Source organism: Sphingobium yanoikuyae (genome assembly GCF_013001025.1).
GTDB classification, from domain to species: Bacteria; Pseudomonadota; Alphaproteobacteria; order Sphingomonadales; family Sphingomonadaceae; genus Sphingobium; species Sphingobium yanoikuyae_A.
In genome coordinates this window covers 1,724,821-1,744,993 of sequence record NZ_CP053021.1, presented here as the reverse complement: position 1 = coordinate 1,744,993, position 20,173 = coordinate 1,724,821, and the positions used below count along the sequence as shown (strand labels likewise).

At 60.4% G+C, this 20,173-nt stretch carries 17 protein-coding genes and 5 pseudogenes; 10 read left to right on the top strand and 12 right to left on the bottom strand.

The genetic code is table 11. The features are described from left to right. Positions 1-51: 51 nt before the first annotated feature. The 3 genes and pseudogenes from HH800_RS29025 to HH800_RS29595 all read left to right on the top strand — a co-directional run. Positions 52-432, top strand: a pseudogene (locus HH800_RS29025) (transposase); the annotation flags it as partial. A gap of 858 nt (positions 433-1,290) precedes the next feature. After that, the gene (locus HH800_RS28900; protein ID WP_206379202.1) at positions 1,291-1,596 is read left to right on the top strand and encodes a serine hydrolase domain-containing protein; all 306 of its coding nucleotides are present in this window, start codon (positions 1,291-1,293) and stop codon (positions 1,594-1,596) included. After that, positions 1,505-1,690: pseudogene (locus tag HH800_RS29595) on the top strand (serine hydrolase); the annotation flags it as partial. The gene HH800_RS28900 and the pseudogene HH800_RS29595, both read left to right, overlap by 92 nt. A 41-nt stretch (positions 1,691-1,731) precedes the next feature. Here the strand turns inward: HH800_RS29595 and HH800_RS29020 are convergent. After that, a pseudogene (locus tag HH800_RS29020) lies at positions 1,732-2,086 on the bottom strand (ABC transporter permease); the annotation flags it as partial. Between HH800_RS29020 and HH800_RS29355 the strand changes: the two are divergent. From HH800_RS29355 to istB, 3 genes are all read left to right on the top strand, one after another. Beyond that, positions 2,085-2,213, top strand: a complete 129-nt coding sequence (locus HH800_RS29355) for a hypothetical protein (RefSeq protein ID WP_268932920.1) — start codon at positions 2,085-2,087, stop codon at positions 2,211-2,213. The pseudogene HH800_RS29020 and the gene HH800_RS29355 sit on opposite strands and share 2 nt — an antisense overlap. A gap of 89 nt (positions 2,214-2,302) precedes the next feature. After that, on the top strand, positions 2,303-3,826 hold the full coding sequence (istA, locus tag HH800_RS08765; RefSeq protein ID WP_086485527.1) for an IS21 family transposase: 1,524 nt from the start codon (positions 2,303-2,305) through the stop codon (positions 3,824-3,826). Beyond that, entirely contained in the window at positions 3,816-4,622 is an 807-nt protein-coding gene (gene istB / locus HH800_RS08760; RefSeq protein WP_069338825.1) for an IS21-like element helper ATPase IstB, read from the top strand. Before istA ends, istB begins: the two co-directional genes overlap by 11 nt. 36 nt (positions 4,623-4,658) lie before the next feature. Here the strand turns inward: istB and HH800_RS08755 are convergent, their stop codons facing one another. The 8 genes from HH800_RS08755 to HH800_RS08720 form a co-directional block, all read right to left on the bottom strand. After that, the gene (locus HH800_RS08755; RefSeq protein ID WP_169860770.1) at positions 4,659-4,961 is read right to left on the bottom strand and encodes a hypothetical protein; all 303 of its coding nucleotides are present in this window, start codon (positions 4,959-4,961) and stop codon (positions 4,659-4,661) included. After that, positions 4,958-6,091 carry an AAA family ATPase gene (locus HH800_RS08750; protein WP_169860769.1) on the bottom strand — a complete coding sequence of 378 codons (1,134 nt, stop codon included), beginning with the start codon at positions 6,089-6,091 and terminating at the stop codon, positions 4,958-4,960. Before HH800_RS08750 ends, HH800_RS08755 begins: the two co-directional genes overlap by 4 nt. Next, positions 6,088-8,259, bottom strand: coding sequence for a hypothetical protein (locus HH800_RS08745; RefSeq protein ID WP_169860768.1), 2,172 nt, complete (start codon positions 8,257-8,259; stop codon positions 6,088-6,090). The genes HH800_RS08750 and HH800_RS08745 overlap by 4 nt, the downstream gene beginning before the upstream one ends. Continuing rightward, on the bottom strand, positions 8,256-8,843 hold the full coding sequence (locus HH800_RS08740) for a hypothetical protein (RefSeq protein WP_169860767.1): 588 nt from the start codon (positions 8,841-8,843) through the stop codon (positions 8,256-8,258). The genes HH800_RS08745 and HH800_RS08740 overlap by 4 nt, the downstream gene beginning before the upstream one ends. Positions 8,844-9,751: 908 nt before the next feature. Continuing rightward, entirely contained in the window at positions 9,752-10,327 is a 576-nt protein-coding gene (locus HH800_RS08735; protein ID WP_169860766.1) for a restriction endonuclease, read from the bottom strand. A gap of 10 nt (positions 10,328-10,337) precedes the next feature. Then, complete coding sequence (mobF, locus tag HH800_RS08730) at positions 10,338-13,304, bottom strand: MobF family relaxase (protein ID WP_169860765.1); 2,967 nt, start codon at positions 13,302-13,304, stop codon at positions 10,338-10,340. Further along, the gene (locus tag HH800_RS08725; protein ID WP_010338738.1) at positions 13,301-15,400 is read right to left on the bottom strand and encodes a type IV secretion system DNA-binding domain-containing protein; all 2,100 of its coding nucleotides are present in this window, start codon (positions 15,398-15,400) and stop codon (positions 13,301-13,303) included. The genes mobF and HH800_RS08725 overlap by 4 nt, the downstream gene beginning before the upstream one ends. After that, complete coding sequence (locus tag HH800_RS08720) at positions 15,397-15,696, bottom strand: hypothetical protein (RefSeq protein ID WP_010338737.1); 300 nt, start codon at positions 15,694-15,696, stop codon at positions 15,397-15,399. The genes HH800_RS08725 and HH800_RS08720 overlap by 4 nt, the downstream gene beginning before the upstream one ends. Before the next feature lie 216 nt (positions 15,697-15,912). On the opposite strand from HH800_RS08720, the pseudogene HH800_RS08715 reads away from it, so the two are divergent. Next, positions 15,913-16,860: pseudogene (locus tag HH800_RS08715) on the top strand (IS630 family transposase). Here the strand turns inward: HH800_RS08715 and HH800_RS08710 are convergent. Then, entirely contained in the window at positions 16,852-17,046 is a 195-nt protein-coding gene (locus HH800_RS08710; protein ID WP_169860764.1) for a hypothetical protein, read from the bottom strand. The pseudogene HH800_RS08715 and the gene HH800_RS08710 overlap by 9 nt on opposite strands. On the opposite strand from HH800_RS08710, the gene HH800_RS29350 reads away from it, so the two are divergent. The 3 genes and pseudogenes from HH800_RS29350 (at position 17,045) to HH800_RS08695 (ending at position 17,819) form a co-directional block, all read left to right on the top strand. Then, positions 17,045-17,212 (top strand): IS1096 element passenger TnpR family protein, encoded by a 168-nt coding sequence (locus HH800_RS29350; protein WP_010338734.1) that lies wholly within the window; start codon positions 17,045-17,047, stop codon positions 17,210-17,212. The genes HH800_RS08710 and HH800_RS29350 overlap by 2 nt on opposite strands. Positions 17,213-17,271: 59 nt before the next feature. Then, positions 17,272-17,538: pseudogene (locus HH800_RS29590) on the top strand (IS1096 element passenger TnpR family protein); the annotation flags it as partial. Continuing rightward, positions 17,535-17,819: a hypothetical protein gene (locus HH800_RS08695; RefSeq protein ID WP_138984483.1), complete on the top strand. Its 285-nt coding sequence runs from the start codon at positions 17,535-17,537 to the stop codon at positions 17,817-17,819. The pseudogene HH800_RS29590 and the gene HH800_RS08695, both read left to right, overlap by 4 nt. A gap of 200 nt (positions 17,820-18,019) precedes the next feature. On the opposite strand, the gene HH800_RS08690 is transcribed toward HH800_RS08695, so the two are convergent. Beyond that, a complete protein-coding gene (locus tag HH800_RS08690; protein WP_235682062.1) occupies positions 18,020-19,051 on the bottom strand; it encodes a L,D-transpeptidase in 1,032 nt (343 codons plus the stop codon). After that, positions 19,048-20,172: an ABC transporter permease gene (locus HH800_RS08685; RefSeq protein WP_010338730.1), complete on the bottom strand. Its 1,125-nt coding sequence runs from the start codon at positions 20,170-20,172 to the stop codon at positions 19,048-19,050. The genes HH800_RS08690 and HH800_RS08685 overlap by 4 nt, the downstream gene beginning before the upstream one ends. Between the last annotated feature and the right edge of the window lies 1 nt (position 20,173).

The following is a 20,173-nucleotide window of genomic DNA, read 5'->3' as shown; positions in this document are numbered from 1 at the left end:
CCATTGATATGATTGACGTAATCTGATTCAGCCTCCGCCAGGAGATTGAAGATGAGCGATCTTTATTGACTCGCGGACGAGCATTGGCTCTGCTTGAACCCTATTTCCCCGAGAGCCATGGACGACCGCGTGTTGATGATCGTTAAGTGCTCGGCGGCATCATCATCGTCAATCGTAACGGGCTGAGGTGGCGGGATGCGCCCAAGGAGTACGGCCCGTCCAAGACGCTTTACAACAGGTGGAAACGCTGCGGCGAGAAGGGTATGTTCGTCGCGATGATGGATGGGCTGCCTACAGACAGGCGTCGAACGCAAGACAATAATGATCGATGCGACCTATCTCAAAAGCGCACCGAACGGCATCTAGCCTGCGGGTAAGAAGGGGGATTCTGGACGGCCGATCGGTCACGCAAAAGGCGGCATGAAAACCAAGGCTCTCCTAAGCCTGATCGAGTAATCTTGGCAGATAGCCGTCTCAACTAAGGGAGGCGCCATATATCTCTATCGTTGGAAGGTGATGCTCTCGTCGCCTCTCTGGCACCGCTCTAGACGGCCTTGAACGAATGCGCCCAGGAACTGAACTGGACGCCGTGACCAGCTATCTGGTGCCTGCTGAATAGCTTGGAAGACGCTTTTGACAAACTACCCCTGTCGCGGCGTGTCGCCGACCATTTTGCGAATAGTGACCGATTCTGCGAATTGGTCCGGTGGGGCGACAGCCCCCTACCGATGTCGACCCATTGCGGTCCTTCATCCGCCGATTATTCGTTCCCAGATGCGGACGGACCGTTGTCCGGTGTATTTCGACTAAAATTCGCCGGTCAGTGGCAAGGTGCGAATGTCGATCTATTCCAATACACACTGCTGGACAACATCGGTATGCCAGACGGTCATAGGCGCACCAGCGTCTTCGGGCAATCGTAGCTGGCGCCTCATCTAGGTTCGATTATGAACGCCCGCTCGAAACCGCAGCGGACAAGGAACTTGATGGCTCGCAGGCGTGCCATGGCGAGCAGGCGGCGCGCTATAGACCGTCAAATACAGCTTGCATCGTTGCCGTTCAAGACATACGACTACATCTGTAGTCGGAGTAATGAATATGCGGTTTCGGAAATCGATTGGAGCGATATTGGCCTTGCCGCTTGTCGCGGCTGCACCATCTCCCGGACCCGCGAAATCGCCCCATAAGCTTGCTTCTTTGACTGTTGCGGTTCGCCCTTCGCGGTTGCCTCAGTCGGCAGTCCCAGTTCAGCGCGCCCTCCTCACCGCGAATGCCGAGGCGCGGGCGTTCATGCGCGAGCAAATGGCTACGAAGCATATTCCAGGAGCTCAAATTGCGGTAGTACAGCACGGGCACATAATACTCTTGGAAGCTTTTGGAATTGCGAACCTTGAGCATCGGGTGGCAGTTACAGCGGATACGGTGTTTCCGATCAATTCGGCAACGAAATCCTTCACGGGCGTCGCGGCGATGCAGTTGGTCGAAGCGGGAAAGCTAGACCTTGATGCGCCAATTTCGCGCTATCTCGAAGATACCCGCCACATGGCAAAACATACGTGTCCGTCAGCTTCTCGCCCACACCTCGGGCCTGCCTGACATCATAGGACGCACCGGACTAATTGGCGATGGCACCGAGGAAGGCGCTTGGACTGCGGTCAAGGCTTTGCCAATTGAATCTGCGCCCGGTACGCGTTTCGAATACAACCAGACCAACTACGCACTGCTAGCGTGGATCATCACGACTAGCGCGAAGGCGCAGGCGAGCAGCACGACGAGTCCCATCGACCAGACCTTGCTCGCCTTTATCTCGAGGCGTGACCGGCATCACCAGCAGATGCTCAATCGTGCCATGTTCACGCTCCCGGATGAGCGCGGCGCCGGTCAGCACGATCGAGAGCATCGTCACATTGTTGATGATCTCCATCACCGACCCGAACCAGCTCTGCGCGAGCGTCGGGTTAAAACGCAGGCGCAACGCGAGATCGACGGGTGGGGCAGCCACGGCCCGCGTTCCCTTCATGAACTCCGATACCTCGCCTTGGACGATCTGCTGGATATAGCCGCCGCCGGTGAAGGCCTGACTCATGACTCTGCGCGAATTGGATGGCGTTGAGCGCCTAGGCAAGCTGCGCCTGGGCTTCGGATCGCTGGGCATTGAGGACATCGACATCCATATGCGCGACCACCTGCTGTTGATTTCCACTGAGAAGTGACCCGGGTAGGGCGTAAATTTCCACTAAGAATTGACCCATGTTGAACTCGTCCCTGGCTTTGGCAAGCGAGGGTATATGGAGTGTTGGACATGGCGTTATTGAGCGTTATCCGGCGCTGGCATTTTCGCGATCATCTACCGATCCGGGAGATAGCGCGGCGCACCGGACTATCACGCAACACGATCCGCAAATATTTGCGGTCCGAGACGATCGATCCGCGATTCAAGGTGCCTGATCGACCAAGCAAACTGGATCCATTTGCTGAGCATCTGGCGGCCTGGCTGCGGCGCGAGATGGGCCGATCGCGCAAGCAGAAGCGCACGATCAAGCAGTTTCACGCCGATCTGGTGAGCCTGGGTTATGAAGGATCCTACAACCGGGTTGCCGCTTTTGCTCGGGACTGGCGCGAAGATTATCGGCGCCAGCAACAGATTGGCGGGCGTGGGACATTCGTGCCCCTGTCGTTCGCGCCGGGGGAAGCTTTCCAGTTTGATTGGAGTGAGGACTGGGCAATCATTGCCGGGGTTCGGACCAAGCTGCAGGTCGCGCACTTCAAGCTCAGTTACAGCCGGGCATTCATCGTGCGCGCCTACCTTCTGCAAACCCATGAGATGCTGTTCGACGCCCATAATCACGCCTTCCGCGTGCTGGGCGGCGTGCCGCGCCGGGGTATCTATGACAATATGCGCACGGCCGTCGACAAGGTCGGGCGTGGCAAGGAACGCACCGTCAACGCACGCTTTCTGACGATGGTCAGCCACTATCTGTTCGAAGCCGAGTTCTGTAACCCGGCTGCGGGATGGGAAAAGGGGCAGGTCGAGAAGAATGTCCAGGATGCGCGGCACCGTCTGTGGCAACCCACGCCGCAGGCCGAGAGCCTTGATGCGCTGAACCTGTGGCTGGAGGAGCGCTGCAAGGCGTTATGGGAGGACATCTCTCACGGGATCGAACCCGGGTCGGTTGCCAATGCCTGGGCCGATGAATCTGAGTGTCTGATGGTTGCGGGCAGGCCCTTCGATGGTTTTGTGGAATATCGCAAACGGGTATCGCCGACCTGCCTCATCCACTTTGAGCGCAATCGCTACAGCGTACCGGCCTCTTTCGCCAATCGCACTGTCAGCCTGCGCGTCTATCCTGATCGCTTCCAGGTCGTCGCCGAGGGGCAGCCAATCTGCGCACATCAGCGCATCATCAACCGCTCTCACGACGGTCCAGGTCATACGGTTTATGACTGGCGCCATTATCTGGCGGTCGTGCAGCGCAAACCCGGCGCCCTGCGCAACGGAGCGCCCTTCCTTGAGCTACCCGATGCGTTCCAGCGTCTGCAGCGACATCTGTTGCGCAATCCCGGCGGCGACAGGGAAATGGTCGAAATACTGGCGCTGGTTCTTCATCATGATGAGCAACTGGTGCTGACGGCGGTCACCATGGCGCTGGAGGCTGGCGTTCCGACCAAGACCCATATCCTCAATCTGCTCTATAGGCTGGTCGACGGAAAACCGATCTCCACGCCGCCGGTGACGGCGCCCCAGGCGCTCAAACTGGTCAGCGAGCCGATGGCCAATGTCGAACGCTATGATGATCTGCGCAAGGAGAAGCGTCATGCGTCATGACCCTGCCAGCGGCGCCATCGTCGTCATGCTCCGCAGCCTCAAGATGCATGGCATGGCGCAGGCCGTCACCGATCTCATGGAACAGGGATCTCCAGCCTTCGAAGCCGCCATCCCGATCCTCTCCCAGTTGCTCAAAGCCGAGACAGCAGAACGGGAGGTTCGGTCTGTGGCCTATCAGCTCAAGATCGCGCGCTTCCCTGTCTATCGCGATCTGGCCGGCTTCGACTTTACCAGTAGCGAGGTCAATGAAGCTCTAGTGCGTCAGTTGCATCGCTGCGACTTCATCGACATCGCCGACAATATCGTGCTGGTCGGCGGTCCTGGCACCGGCAAGAGCCATGTGGCAACGGCGCTGGGCATCCAGGCCATCGAACATCATCGAAAGCGCGTCCGCTTCTTCTCGACGGTCGAACTGGTCAATGCGCTCGAGCAGGAAAAAGCACAGGGCAAGGCCGGTCAGATCGCCAATCGCCTCCTGCACTCCGATCTCGTTATCCTGGATGAGCTTGGATATCTGCCGTTCAGTGCTTCAGGTGGCGCGCTGCTCTTCCATCTACTGAGCAAACTCTACGAGCGCACCAGCGTCATCATCACCACAAACCTGAGCTTCAGCGAATGGGCCACCGTGTTCGGCGACGCCAAAATGACCACGGCGCTTCTCGATCGGCTTACCCATCACTGCCACATCCTGGAGACCGGCAACGATAGCTTCCGCTTCAAAAACAGCTCTGCCAAGCAGGCCAGAACCCAAAGGAGAAAACCACGGGTTGACCCACCCATGACACCCGAAACATAATCCGCAGACGGGTCACTTCTCGATGGAAAACCCGGGTCACTTCTCAGTGGAAATCAACAAATGTGGCTTAAAGGGGTGGCCGAAGAGCATGACGGCATTGTGACAGGTTGCAATCCCGGCATTTCGCTTCCTGACGATATCGAGGTGACTCAGATCAAGGCCGATCATCTCGGCCAGCCTGCGCCATGCCTCTTCGGCCCAGTAATCGGGCCCGCTATGTTCCCCAATAGCTTTGAACAGCTTGGAAAGGACAAAGCCATTCACCGCCGAGAGGCGCGAGATCAGGCTGATTGCGCTTTCGCCATCGAGCGGCCGCACGACCATCGGGAACGGTGTCATGCCGCTTCCCGGTGCCCGGATTTACGGACTCGGCGACTGGTCGTACCCAAGATCGGCTTTTCGAAGGGATTGAAGACTGCGCGACGCTCGGAGCCTTGAGATTCAGCACTGATGAGGTTCGCCTGGAGTAGGCCGTGGCGATCTTCCATGGCGTCATGAAGATGGGGTTCCCGGATCCGGTCGCTGCCATCGAGAATGGCCAGTTCGGCTGCCCCAGTGATCAGGACGGCTACCTGGCGAAGGAGTCCGAAGGTTGCGATATGCAGTTTGTCGGCGAGTGCAGCCCTTCCAAGGTCGCTGAATTCGTCGAATGGCAGCTCCTGATCCAGGTCATCGAGGAAATCCCGAAACTCGGCAATCTCGGCCTTGGTGCGATAGCGATACCTGTCGACCGCCAGATCATAGGGCGTAATGCTGGCAAGTTCCGGATTCTCGGTCGGTTCGACGATCCGAAGGACCCGCTCAGTGCCAACCATAGCAAAGGGGATATTCTCTTCCGGCTGACCATCGGGCAGCAGACCGGTCCTGATTTTCGCCTTCGAAAGATCCTTCACCCAGGCAGCAATGCGGTTGGCTTTGACGGCACCATTGTCCGTCACGGTGTTGTGAAATTCGTCCATGATCACGAGCTCGACATTCTGCCCGACCAGTTGGACTTTAAGGCGCTGGGTGAGTTCAGCTGTCGCACCGAAGCAATAGCCCTCCTCCACCCCAAGGCTGCGGAGCATCGATCTGGCAACGGACTTCGGAGTGGAAGAATGACGAACATCGACATAAAGCACCGGGCGCCTGATGCAGCCGTTCTCACGCCTGTATTCCGGATTTGCCGCGAGATAGCGTTTCATGATGTCGGTCTTGCCGACACCTGTTTCACCGTGAACGACGACATTACGAGGTTCCGGATATATGGTGCGGGCGCGGCGGGTTGCGTCCAACACCTTGTGGATGCGGGCTTCGATCGCGCGGGAGACAAACAACCGACCGAGCTGGACCAGACGAATGTCGGTCTCCACGCCAGACCAGGGGATTTCACCCTGGTCTCCGACCACCTGCGTTCCAGATGCCGCAAGCATTTTCGCCGTGGGCATATCACCAGATGGCGGCGGCGTTTCCGCATGCGCAAAGCTCATGGTCTGTAACCCCGCTTCGCCCTGCGCGCCGGAAGGGTCGTATCAGCGGATGAGAGCGCGTCCGGATCGGCGAGAGCATCTGCGAATTCAGGCTCATCGGGTGCGTCTGCTTTCTCGATGTTCGGGGCCGTGGAGCATTCTCCATCATTTGCGGCCCCTGGGCTCATGTCATTGCGACGATATCGGCGGTCATGCGCGTCGCAGCCGGCGACGGTCGAGGAGGCATCCGTTCCTGCGCGGGCCATTCGATTGATACCCTCCATACGGGCGATTTTCTTGGCATAGCCGAGGCCCCGGCGCCTGCCCCTCGCCTTGCCGCGCATGACCTCGATCAGATCGAGCTTGCAGAGGAGGAGTTGGTCGGCGTCGTTAGCATCGCGCGCCTGCGCAGCCGCATATTCCCGAATCTTGCGATGATGCCACAGCGAGAGACCGGTCGCATATTTCGTCCACCTTGGCGCGACCGGAACGGTTATGATCTTCTCGACATGGGGAAGGCGCACATGAATCCGGCCGAGATCCGCCGGGTTTAGATGGAATTCCACCTTGCCGTCGGGCATGGCCTTTGTGAACGTGGAATTGGACAGCAGGCCAACCAGTTCGCGGGAGGCATACTGCATGTTCGCGAACGAAATGCCTGCCCGTGTGGGCTTGGCGAACTCGGTGCGTCCATAGAGGTGAGCGACATCCTCGATGGAGCCCACGCTTTCGACAGGGTATCGACGTGTCAGCTCACGCCACACGTCGATGGCGCGGCGATTGGATAGGCTGCGCCGCGGCTCCCGCGGATAGATATCGACAAAATATTTGTGCAGGCCTTCGTCGAGATCCTCGATTGTACAGACCGCGTCCTTGTCAGGCTTATAGCCCATACGCTCGAGAACATTGTGAAAGGTCGTGCCTCTGGCGGGATGGAGCAGCGCCTCCGACATGGTCTTGATGACGCGTTCGACCGCTCCCTTCAGCCATGGCTTCTTTCCGCCGAGAAGAACGACGCGATTGACGCCCGCCCGGACCGCGAAATGGGCGACCTGCACGGATATGTTTTCACGAGCACGGTCCAGCACGAGGGTTCGCGGGATGCCGAAGGTTTCCGCCTCGTGACGGATGTTCCATCCATGGAGAGCGTTCATCTCGGCGATGTAGTCTTTCGACAGCATCGCGTTGCGCAAACATTGCATGAGCGCATGAACGCTCGGCTTCTCGAAGGTCACGAACCAACCCAGCACCATGCGCGTGCATCGGTCGATACACACAATGATCTCCGGCCGTCCGATCGGCAGGCCGGTCTCCGCGTCGATCACGAAGAGGTCCGCAGGCGTTGAATCCAGCTCGACGCGATCCAGCGGGGCCTTGGGATCGGGCTGGGCAATGGCGGATCCATATTTCAGGAAGGCCGCCATGTCGCCATGACGGGCACGCAGAACCTGGTCCTGCGGCAGCACGTCGATCGACGACTGAAGCGCGCTGAGGCCGGGAAAAGGCAATGGAGGAAGACCTTCCGCGCGGCGTTTTGGATTCTCTTCCTCAACCCGCCCGTGAATGCGGACCTTCAGGTCTTCAAGGGTGATGGCCGGCCGCGCAAGGTAGAATTCGTCGATCATTTCCCCGATCAGATTGCGCAGGTCTGTCGGAAGGCGATCGTCATAATTTCCCTTGTGACGGTGGCGCGGGATCAGATTATTGATTGTCGGACGAGGCCCCGCTTCAGCCACCCAGCGGCGCACCGATCTCAGGGACGGCTTGGAACAAGGCTCGCCGACGCGCCTGCCTCGAAGCCTGGTCCACAGATGTTGCTGGCTTGTCCAAATATTGTCGATGACCGCCTGCCAGTCGTCAGGCGTCGCACCCAAGCGCAGCAAATCATTGTCATGCACCGCGACGACGAAGACGAGCTTTCTCTCCGCTTCGGCGCGGTCGGCAGATGTGGGACCACGCTGCCCGTGGATTTTCGAGCTTTTGGGAGCCGAGCGTGGCTCGCGCACACCCCCGTTCCACAAGCGAACATTTCCGAGCCGTATCTCCTTCTGGAGTTCCGCGTCGGTGAACGCGAAATGTTCGAAATTGCTCGCGCGCCACTCCGTGATGTGATCCTGACGACGTTCGTACCGGCAGGATCTGCCGAGATATTCGATGCGGGCGCCGGGGAGGATATTGCTGTAGCTCATATCGCCTCTCCGGGCTGGAGGTCACTAGCAGGATGGCGTCTCGGCAGAAGGCTGCGCGGCAATGCCGCTGGGTCTGGATATCGATTGATCGAGGCCGGGCCGATTGGAGCCTCATAGTCGATGAAGACGCGCTTGTTGGCCGCCAACGACAGTATCTGTTCGAACGTGGGAGCGTCCGCGCCCATACTGCTTCTCAGACGATGCAGCGTGTCGGCGATGGATACTTCTGCGGTGCCAACTGCATCGATAACCGCGATCTCGTGGAGCCTGTCGAAATTCGGGCGGAACCGGCGCCAGACGTCCTGCACCCGCTCGAAACGAGGATCATTGAGGATATCGCCCGTGATCGCGACATTGTATTTCCAGCCGGATCCTTCGACATGGCGCGCTGTCGCAGCCAGCCGCCTTCGGACCTTGGTTTTTGCATAGGCTCGGTCGGCCTTGCCCTCGTGGATCTCGCCCTTGCCGTTTACCAGGACGGCGAAATCCGGCGTCGCCTTGAAGAGATCCCCGTCGAGATCGATCCACATGGTAACTGGTTGCGCCGCCACGGCGGTGACATTGGGGTCCAGTTCGGCGAGCATGAGAAAGAGGAGTTCCGCCGTGGATTCCCCGGCGATGAAACCGGGTCTGCCACCAGGATGGAGATTGGTTCGATTGTAGCCGTTCGAGATGGCGGATGATCGATGGATGGTTCGAACTGGAACCGGTGAGATCTCAATGCCAGGAGGCCATGCAAATCCCATTCTGTCGGCTTTCGCCGTTTAGAACATATGAAATACATACATAGATCATAACAAGATCACAAGGAATCTATTCGGATGTCTGCTCGCGGGTAAGGTCGAAGAACGAACTGGATAGCCGCCGCCGCGCCACAGGCCGCCTGGGCCGAACCTTTGTGCATCCGTGTGCGATTGAAAGTTGTCCCCCAAAAATGCTCGGAAACTCGTAGGTTATCTAGTTTTGGAGACAACTTTTGACCCTGCTCCGGACAACTTGTGGGGGGGTTCTGGAAATCTTTTGCGCATGTGCGCAGCTACAGAAGCAGTGTATCGTCGTTGTCTCCACATTATAGGACTATGATACAGGCCCACCGCTTTCCAATAATCATCTGTGGCCCGCAAAGCCGACAGGAACACCCAGCTAGCCGCCTCCGCGTTGAAGCAGGCATCAAATTGCAGCCAATGCCGCACATGGGCTGTGGGCTTCCCGACCTGAGCTGCGATTCTTGGAACCCACCAACTGTTTACCTGCATCGGCCCGAGATCGTGGCTCCCATTGGTGTTTGCGACCTCTGCGCCGATCCAGCCCGCCTCCTGGTCGCGCAGTCCCCAGAGGGTCTTTTCCAGCCAGGGCCGCCCGAGTGATGCACGGTGGATACATGCTGCAATGACACGCTCGTCCTGCGCGTCGCTCGTTTTCGCCCAGGCGAGTTGCGGTACAAGAATTCCTACAACTATGGCCGGCCACAAGCGTTTGGCTATGCCCCGCATTATATGCGCCTCCCACTCTGCGATATTGGTCGGCGCAACCTCTGCGGGACCGCCAGATCAGGCAGTGGACCACCGGTCAGGAGAGACAGCAGCGAGCGACCGGAAACGATTGCGACACGGGCGTTCCCCGTGACCAAGACGCGGCTTTGCGGACCTGTCCGGCCGGTATGGATAAACAGGCCCCGCCGGCCTTTCGCACGGCACAGTGCTTCGAAGGCTGCGACATGCTCCGGACGGATAGCGTCAGCATAGCGTTTGGCCTGGATCAGCCAGATCTCGCCCTCGATCATGACCTGACCATCAATCCCGCCATCGCCCGTGTAGCGGCGGTTTCTAACAACCCCATGCCCGCGCCGCTCGAAACATTCGAGCAGCAGCTCCTCGAATGCCAGGGGATCCATGGCACGCAGGCGCGCATAGAGAAGCTGGGGTGGCTGCAGACGGCCTCGGCCGCTCAGTTGAAGCGCCATGGCCCTCGCCTGTCGACGACGCCAGCGATGGCGTATCGGCACGCGGGCGCGGTGGAGCAACAGAGCCAGCAAGGCGACGACAATAGCGGAAAGGGCAAGCAGCATGGTGGCAACCTTATCGTTCGGGCCCATGGGCAGGTTCGGAATGAGGCTGTAGTGATCGCGGTTGCTCTGCCACCGGGGCCGGCGCCTCGATATGAGGTGCATCGTGCTGTGCACGCGCATGATCGAGGATGCCGCCCAGAAACCGGTCAAGTACCTGCGCGATACTTCGGGCGCCTTCGGCGAGATGTTCGGCTGTCCCTCGCGGCGGCGCATCCCGACGGTTGAGGTAACGTTCGAGCGCACGATCGCGACGCTGCGGGCGCATCTGTTCCTGTTCGGTCTTGAGCGTTGCGAGGCGTCCTTCATGGCGCGCACCGAAAGCAACGACCTGATTTTGCTTCATACGCCCCAGCCCTTCGGCGGAAGAGGTCTTCTCCCCCGACTGGCGTTCCAGCTTGGCGATCAATTCCTTGACGTCATTGGTCCATAGCCGCACGCCGTACATCGCGCGGGTAATGGCGGTGTAGAAATTCTGGGCGTTGACCAGCGGCGAATCGACGGGTGCCAGAACGAAAACGCGCGGATAGGTCTTCGATTGGGAGGAATAGACGGTCTCGGCATAGCCATGATCCCAGGTTCGGTGTTCAGACAGATTGACTTGCTGGACACGCCCGCCGCGATCCCAGCGGATTGTGGCCATCTCTCCGTCCAGCTTCTCCACCGTGCCGCGCTCGGCGTTGCGCAGATCGAGATCGCGATTGACGAGACGCCATTGGATGCGGTCGCCTTGTGCCAGTTCCCGTTCTTCTGGATTGAACACATTGATATGCCGCGCCTTGGTGGTTTGCGGATCCCATTTGATGGTGCGTCCCTGCTCATCGACAAGACGGACGACCTGGCGGCCGTTGCCGTCCCGCCCTAGTCCGATCACACGATAGTCCGCGCTGCGCGCTACACCCAGGCTGGCAATGTCGCGGTCGAACCGTACGACCTGCCCTGCTCCGTAGAAGCGGGCCATATGCTTCTCGATGTCGGTAAGGCCGGCAGGGGCGAGGATGGAGAGCCGGCTATCCTCGGCAGCGAGCGCGCTTTCATTTCTCAGCGCCTCGCGGATCTTGCTGTTGACGATCAGCCGCGTTGCGTTGTCGAGAACCAGGATGTTCGTTCCGGTCCGTGTTTCTGCCTTGAGGCGAACCCAGGCGCTAACGACCTGGGTGGCCATCTCTTCGTTGTCGCCGGCCGTGTTGACGCTGTCGAGTTTGCCCAGGGCGACTGCGAAATTGCCTGCGCGGGCCGCCGTCACGGCCGATTTGATGGTCCTGGTTTCCTGTCGCACCGCCTCCGTCAGTTCGACGGTCGGGAGCCCGAGGCGACGCATCAGCCAGAAGGGTTTGCCCTGCTCGATGGCTCCGGTCTGCTTTTCGTCTCCCAGCAGCAACAGCCGCGCGCCTGTCGCCCTGCTGATCTCCAGCAGACGGCGGGCCTGACGGTTACCCAATTGGCCCGCCTCGTCGAGCACCAGCACATGACGGTCGGTGATCCCCTGCCCGCCACGGGCAACGAAACTCGCAACGGTATGGGAAGCGATGTTCGCCTTGGTCCCCAGTTCCGCCGCCGCCGAGGATGTGGGCGCGAGCGCGATCAGGGTCGTACCCGGTTCGGCCGCCTCGCCGAGAATCTTCACCAGCGTCGATTTGCCGGAACCCGCGACGCCGTGGATACCGGTGATCCGGTCACGCGTCAGCGCCGTTTCGACAAGCGCGCGTTGCTGTTCCTGATTCAATATGGTGTCGTCGAGGGCACGCAGAACACGGTCGCTCGATGCGATGGGCCGGGCATCGCCAAGGCCAAGGGCGATATGCTGGGTCAGGGCCAGTTCAAGCCGCCAGGACTTGCGGCTGGTCCGCCCGCGCGTAAGTATCTTGTCACCGGTCTGCTCGTGCGTCGGCAACAGTTTGCGGATCGCTTCGTGGTTTTCGATCCGCGGCCGCACATCCTCCAGCCGAACCTCTCCGACATGGGCGGCAAGACCGGTACGCAAGATATCGCCCAGGTTGTTGACCGCTTCGGTGGTTTCCAGTTGCCGCAGCCCGAAGAGCGCTGCACGGGACGCTTCCCTGTCCGTGGGAGACAGGTGCTCGCCTTCGCGCTCCCTGCCGGCGGCAACGATCTTCTCCAGCACGTCGAGCAGTTCGCCGGTGCGCTGGTGCCACTGGACAAGGAGTTCTTCATGGCCGATCTTCACCTTGGCCTTGCGTGTCGCATAGAAGGAGGCGCGCTGTGCCTTCTGGCCAACCAGGCCATGCTCGCGCGCATGCTCCTCGATGTCATCGGCGCGCTGTGAGAATTTTTCGATCAGGGATTGGGGAACGCCGCGTATCTCGAACAGGCCGGAGCGCGGATCAAAATCGACCTGATGCCCTGCTTCGCGCAAGGCGAAGGCCAGCGCATTGCGGTAGATCTGTCCGGCAACGCGCTGTTCGCCATACATGACCCTGCTTTCCAGGCTCGCCATCGGTTCGCCATCCTGGCGGTTGGTCATGTTGAGGACGACGACATGGGTGTGGAGATGCGGGTCGAGTTCGCGGCTGCCATGTTCGGTGAACCGAGCGACGAGAATGCGCCCGGTCGTTTCGTGGACGATCTTGCCCTCGTCACGGCGGCGCAGTTGCGCCTGTTCCTCCAGATAGCCGATCGCTACCGTCACCGCCTGTTCATGAGCTGCCAGCACACGCTCATCGCCGGCGACCAGTGCCATGATAGAAACGGACTTGGGCGCATTGACCGCGAAGTCCCAGCCCGGGTGATGCTGGATTGTTCCGTCGGCGCGGTAACGGCCCAGTTGTTGGTCGCCGACCTTGCCGGCCAGGAGCTCGCGGAACATTTTGGGATCGACCGGCCCGGAGAGACCGAGATCGGCGGCGAGTTTTCCGCCCCATTCGGAAGGCTCATCGCCGCCCTTGGTGTAATAGTCCCCGACCGTATAGTAGCGGGCGATATTGGCAGGCTTGCCGTACAGGCGCTGAGGCTGGATCATGCCGGCTTCGCGGGTTCACGTGGCCCATCATCGCGGCCATGCTGGACAAGATCGGAGCGAATCTCCCCCTGTTTGCCGGCGAGGATGGTCCAGGCCTCGCGTGGCGGGACTGGCAAGTCATCACCTTCCCTGGCGTGCAGGATGTCTTCCACGAGCTTCGGATCGACCTTCGCCTTCGGCGGATTGAACAGGTCAGGTTGCCGTGGTGGCGTTCGGGGAGCCTTCGACGACGGCGCCGACTTCTCCGGCACGTCCGCAGCCGCTTGCGGATGTGTCGAAGGTGGCGGATTCTGTGCGCTTTCTCGCTCGATGGCTTCCCTCACCCGGGCTTCGGCATGGGCGATACGAACCAGATCCTTTGCCTTGTCGACCAGCGCCGGTGGATCAGTGCGTTCAAGAAAGGCCGGTCCTAGCGACGCGATAGCGTTGAAGGCGCTGTCGAAACGCACCACCGGAAGGTTGCGGCCAAAGCGAAGGAAGCCGACAAGATTGGGAAGATTGGTGACCTCGGTCGGCATGACCAGCGGCCGGGTCACCTGCATGCGTGACAGGTTGACGCCGTCCCGCATGTCGTTGACGCCATAGGACATGCCCTCGTTCGCCTCGACCTGTTCGACCTGGCCGAGATTTTCCGAGACATGTTTTGCTGTCGCTGTGTCGTTGGCTCGCAACGCGACCCAGGTCGAGCAGTAGCCGGTGATGGCGGCAGCATCCTGGATGCCATAGGTTGCTTCGAGTTGCGGGTAGGACTGGAAGCCCAATATGCCGCACCCGCCATATTTACGGGCACGGGCGAGGAAGTCCGAGAGTGATGGCAACTTCTGCAACGTCGGCAATTCATCGATCACGCAATAGAGGCGGCGGTCGCGATCGGGGGTCAGGCTCATGATCGCGCTGATCGCGATATCGAGCCAGACGGTGATGAGCGGGCGCAGCGAGGGAAGCTGATCGGCTTTGACCGTGATGAAGAGCCAGCTTCCCTCCTCTCCCTTCTCGACCCAATCGCGGATGGAGAAGCCGTCGTCGGTATCGTCAAGATAGCCGAAACTGCGCATCACCGAGGCGAGTTCGGCCTGGATGCCCGCGGATGTCCGTTCACCTTCGGTGCTGATGAAGGCGGCGGCATCGGTACCGCTGACAAAGGCCGCAAGGTCCTTGAGCTTCGAGCGAAGCAGCCTGTCGAGCAGGACGGAGACATAGGTGTGCTTCTGGCGGGCGAGCTTGCGCATCACCGCGACCAGCGTTCCTCTGGCCGCCTTCGCCCAGAAGGGATCGCCATGCTTGTCGGGAATGGTGGATTCGGCGATCTGGTCATAGTGATAGTCGCGCGGCACATCGACCCAGGGTGACCAGCGCGCCGTACGGTGATCGAGCGGGTTGAGCAGCATATCGGTGCCCTGCCGGTAGAACTTCTCGACGAAGGTGCCGGCGGTGTCGTAGACGATAGCGCGCCGGCCCGATTTGCGGATGCCCTCGAGCATGCCGACGATGAGATTAGTCTTTCCCGTGCCAGGCGCGCCGCACAAGAGGATATGTTCGGGCTCATAGGCTTCCGGCACCGGCACTTTGCCGATCAGGAGCGGCCCCTTGGCCTGGCGCCAGAGTGCGTGCTTGACCTGTCGGATCGTGCCGAAGCGCGCCCCGCGCAGATATTCATTGGAGCCAAGCCCCCTGCCCGTTCGGGTGAAATAGAACCAGGCCCAGGCGAGCATGACGAGGCTGAACAGTCCCGAGATCAGCGCTCCGTGGAGCAGATAGACCTCGAACGCGTGCAAGGTCTTTTTGGCCAGGCTGGACGCGACGAGCCAGTCCGCCGAAGTCCAGTAGGCCTGGCCTTCGGGCGTGCGGAACTGGACGGGATCGTTGGTACCGGCTGCCGCGTCGACCTTGATCATCGCCTCGGCGAGCTTCACGAGGACGAAACGTTCATACTCTGTCGACTTCTCGAACGCGTACCAGAGGGTGCCGATGATCCAGATGATGAAGCCGGCCAACAGGGTCTGGTAGAAGACCTGCGTCGTCATTCGGACGTTATGGACGATGGCCTGTCCGCCGCGTGTCCATGAGCCCAGCGTGTCGTTGCGGAAAATGCTCATCGTACACCCTCCCCGCCCAGCAACCCGCGCTCGGCAAGGATGGCGCGCGCCTGCGCCATGCCCTGCTCGAGTGCTGCGGGTGATTGCTGACCGACAGACGTCGCGACGATCGAGAGGATTTGGATCGAGGTGGCGAGTATCTCGTCCTGAGAGGAGAAGACATAGCGCTTGCGCTCATCGACGGCCTGCTCAAGCACCTGGCGGATGAAGACCGACAAGGGCAGGTTCGCGCCGCGAGCGCGGCGCATTAGAGCAAGACGCAGCGCCTCGTCGAGACGGAAATTGAGCTTGGGCAAGCGAAGGGTCTCCTTATCCGGAGACCTTCCCAACTGTCATGAAGCGCAGCTACATTACTGGAAGGGCGACTGCCGCGCAAGTAGTGTTCATACTTGCAATTTCAGGTCGCTCGATTCGATGATAAGCGGCCGATTCTTACAGCGTGATGCGTGAAAATTGAATCGGTCGATTCCCAAGGTGCGAGATTTATGATTCTCTCGGGCTGGAGGTGGCCGATGGGAAAATCGCATTCGATGGATCTTCGCAAGCGCGTGTATGGAGGCATCGAGACGGAAGGGTCGGCACGCGCTGCGGCGCGCCGTTTTGGCGTCAGCGCGAGCACGGGTGTGCGTCTGGCCCAACGCATGGCGAGGACAGGGTCGCTGGAGCCGGGTCGGCAAGGCCGTCCTGCGGGCGGGGGCAAGCTTGCGGCCTGGCGTGACCGGCTGAGTGGCTGGTCAAAGTGGAACCGGACATCACCATGCCTGAACTGGTTGCGAAACTGCAGGCGAACGGTGGCCCTGCAGTCCACCCCAGCACGCTGTCGCGTTTGCTGTGCGCGGCGGGCTATTCTTACAAAAAACGGCGCTGATAGCGACAGAGGCCACCCGCCAGGAGGTGGCTACGAAACGGCGGGACGGGCGTCAGCCGCGCTGCGCGAACAAGCGCACAAGCTGGTGTTTATCGACGAGACGGCAACCGCGACCAATATGACGCGGCAACGTGGTCGCGCCCCGAAGGGGAAGAGGTTGCGCGCGCATGCCCCCTTTGGAAATCGCAACACCCGCACTTTCATCGCGGCTCTGCGGCACGATGGGTTGACTGCACCGTGGGTCATCAACGGCGCCATGAACCGCGATCTGTTCGAAGCCTATGTCGAAACGCAGCTCGCCCCCACGCTGGAACCCGGTGACGTGGTGATCCTCGACAATCTCTCGAGCCACAAGAGCGAAAAGGCCAAGGCAATCGTCAAGGAGCGCGGCGCGTGGTTCGTCTTCTTGCCGCCCTACAGCCCTGACCTCAATCCAATCGAATTGGCGTTCTCAAAACTCAAGGCGCATCTGCGCCGGATCAAGGCCCGCACCATCGACGACCTCGTCCGCGCCGTGGGCGATATATGCTCCTTGTACACACCCGAGGAATGCATGAACTATTTCAAGCATGCCGGATATGCTTCAGATTAAATGCACGGTGCTGTAAAGCCCGCCCCGAGAGTTGTTGAGCAATACCTGCATGTTGTAATTCACGCCGTACTGCGAGAGATGGAGTGATGATGGCATGGACTGGTATTGCCCGACAGGAGCATAGCCGAAATGGATTGCGCTATTCCAGCGATATGACGAACCCGAGATCTGGCGCACCGTCGACATGCAGCTCACCGGCAGCCTCAGGATGCTGCACGATGTAATCCAGGCTGCGATGGGCTGGCAGGAATGTCACCTGTGGCAGTTCGAGGCCGGCGATCGGCTCTACGACGCTACCGATCCCCATTGGCTCGACTATGATCTCGCCGCCGTCCAGCGACGTCAGGTTTAGTGCACTGATCGAGCGCGGGATCCGCGACCTGACCTACACCTATGTAATGGGGGGACGACCGGCGCTGCACCGTCACTGTCGAGAACGTCGGCCCAGGCAATCCCGACATCCATTACCCGCGTTTCGTGACGGGCGAACACCCCCGCCAGCCCGAAGATATTGGTGGCTTCCCGGGCTTCGAGATGTTCCTCGACGCTATGGTGGACCCGTCGCACGAAGAGCATATGCCCTTCCGCTTGGCCTCGCCCATGCTTAGCGGAGCTTTTCCATGCCAGTTCGCGCCACGCGCAAAACACGCCCCGAGAAGACCGGGCGATGGTGCATGACCATTCCACACCTTGGCGTTGTGGAGGCGTCCAATAATCAGTCGATTAAAATCGTACGTCGTTTCTCTTCTTCCTTTGCACGATCGGATGCTGAACACGTGCCGGGCGAACGCTTCGAAGCCCCCCATCAGTCCGGTGGTGTGTCGCGCGCAGACCGCCGCAATATCTGTGAGCCCAAAATGCGCGAGCGACCGCCTGCCGGCTCCGGGCAGCACGTGTTGGAATTGATGAAAATACTGGTCGAAATTGATCCCGCCCGACTGAATTTGCGCATAAACTAGCGAAACCACCGCGGCAGCAAGCAGGATGGGCGAGAGAATCCAGCCGAAGGCCAGCGAGACAAGCAAAAAGACGACGAAAAAGCTCCTGTCCTCATAAACATCCGTCCCACGTCCGTGGCGGGACAGGTTCATCGGACATGAGCGGGTTATCCGGCAGTCGCCCAGGCGGAAACGGATGGGCCGATGAGGGTGAGCGCCGATCACTGCCCTTCCTCACTGGAAATCACGGTCAACTGCTCGCCCGCGCTACCGCTTGCGAGGCTGTCGGGAGTTACGATTGCCACAGTACCAGGCGTCAGGATTGCGCGCATCTTCTGCTGGAAGGCTGCGGGCAACCTGAGGCGCGCCCGCTCCTCCTGGCTCACCGCGCTTTGCGCTCCGGCTGGCTGATTGGGCAGCGCCAGGCGGACCCAGCGAAACTGGTCGCCCTCAATGCCCGTGAGCGAATAAGCGGCGGGCTCGGTCACAGCCCCCTCTATCCGCACCCGCGCCGCGCCGATCCGCACGCCGTTGCGCAAGACAAGGATGCGCTGGTCTGCAGCACTGATGACGATCGAAAGAGGTCCGCTCGGCGCTGCCTGCGGAGTCCATATCTCGCCAGCGTCTTCCTCCCTGCCGGCGGCATCGCCGCGCAGAAAGTCCGGCGTTGGCGCCAGTCGCGGAACGGGCTGATCCTGGGCGATGAACACGGTCATGCCCAGCCGGCTCACGCCGAACAGAAGGCGCGCAAACGCCAGCGGGAGCCGGATGCAGCCATGCGAGGCGGGATAACCTGGGACATTGCCCGCATGGAGCGCCACTCCGTCCCAGGTAAGGCGCTGCATGAACGGCATGGGTGCGTCGTCGTAAAGATTGGACTTGTGATCGACATGCTTCTGCAGGATCGTAAAAATCCCTGTCGGCGTCTCGTAGCCTGCCTTTCCCGATGAAATGGTCGTCACCCCGATCGGCACGCCGTTGCGATAAACATATGCGCGCTGCGCCTTGAGGCTCACGACTAGAAGGACGGGCCCAGCGGGCGCGACCTCTGGGAACCAGAGATATTTCCCTGGCTTCAGTTCCTGGATCGCCTGCGCCATCGACGGTGCTTCGATGTCCTGTGCCAGAGCGCGCGCCGCTCCGAACAAAATCGGCGTTCCCAGCAAAAGGATCCTGCATAAGGTCGAGCGGCGGCTGACCAGCCGGGCTGCAAAATGGCGTGTTGGTCCTGCGGTGCGGTGGTTTGGTGTCATGCCATCGCCCCGATGGTCTTGCGGAACCGCGAGAGCGCAATGGCGAAGAAGGTCGCACCGATGGCGATGATCGCCAGGAACTGGGGCCAGACGACATCCAGGCCGGCGCCACGATACAGGATCGCCTGGGCCATCTTGACGAAGTGCGTCGTCGGTGCCGCCAGCATCAGCGTCTGGACGATCTCGGGCATACTCTCGCGGGGGGTCATGCCGCCCGACAGCAGTTGGAGCGGCAGCAGGACCAACATCAGCAGCAGACCAAATTGCGGCATCGAGCGCGCGATTGTTCCCATGAATATACCGATCGACGTCGTCGCGAACAGATGGAGGGCGGCCCCCAGCAAGAACAGCGAGACTGACCCTTCGATCGGCACTTTGAGGATGCCCTGGATCATTATGAGCAACGCGAAGGCACAAGAGGCCAGCACGACAAGGCCCATCGCCCAGACTTTGCTGGCCATGATCTCGAACGGGGTGACCGGCATCACCAGCAGATGCTCGATCGTGCCGTGCTCGCGCTCGCGGATCAGCGCTGCGCCGGTCAGCACGATCGAGAGCATCGTCACATTGTTGATGATCTCCATCACCGACCCGAACCAGCTTTGGGCGAGCGTCGGATTGAAACGCGCTCGCAGGGCCAGATCGACGGGCGCGGCGGCTGTCGCGCGGGTGCCCTTCATGAACTCGGACACCTCTCCCTGGACGATCTGCTGGATATAGCCGCCCCCGGTGAAGGCCTGGCTCATCCGCGTCGCGTCGATGTTGAGTTGCACCCCGGGCTTTCGTCCCGCCAGTACGTCGCGCTGGAAATCGGGCGGGATGTTGAGCGCGAAGGTATAGCGGCCAGCATCCATGCCCTTGTCGACCTCATCGAGCCCGACGATCGAGGGCTGGGAAAAATGGGGCGGGTAGAAGGCCCCGGTGATCCGGTTCGAGAGGGGTGACTGATCCTCGTCGATGATCGCGATCGGCGCCATGTGAAGCGATTCGGGCATTGCGCTCGCGGCGACATAGATGCCGAGCGAAAAGGCGTAGACGATCAGCACCAGCATCATCGGATCGCGCCACAGGCTGCGCAGTTCCTTGATGCCGAGGCGATAGATGTTGGCAGCGTGCTGCATG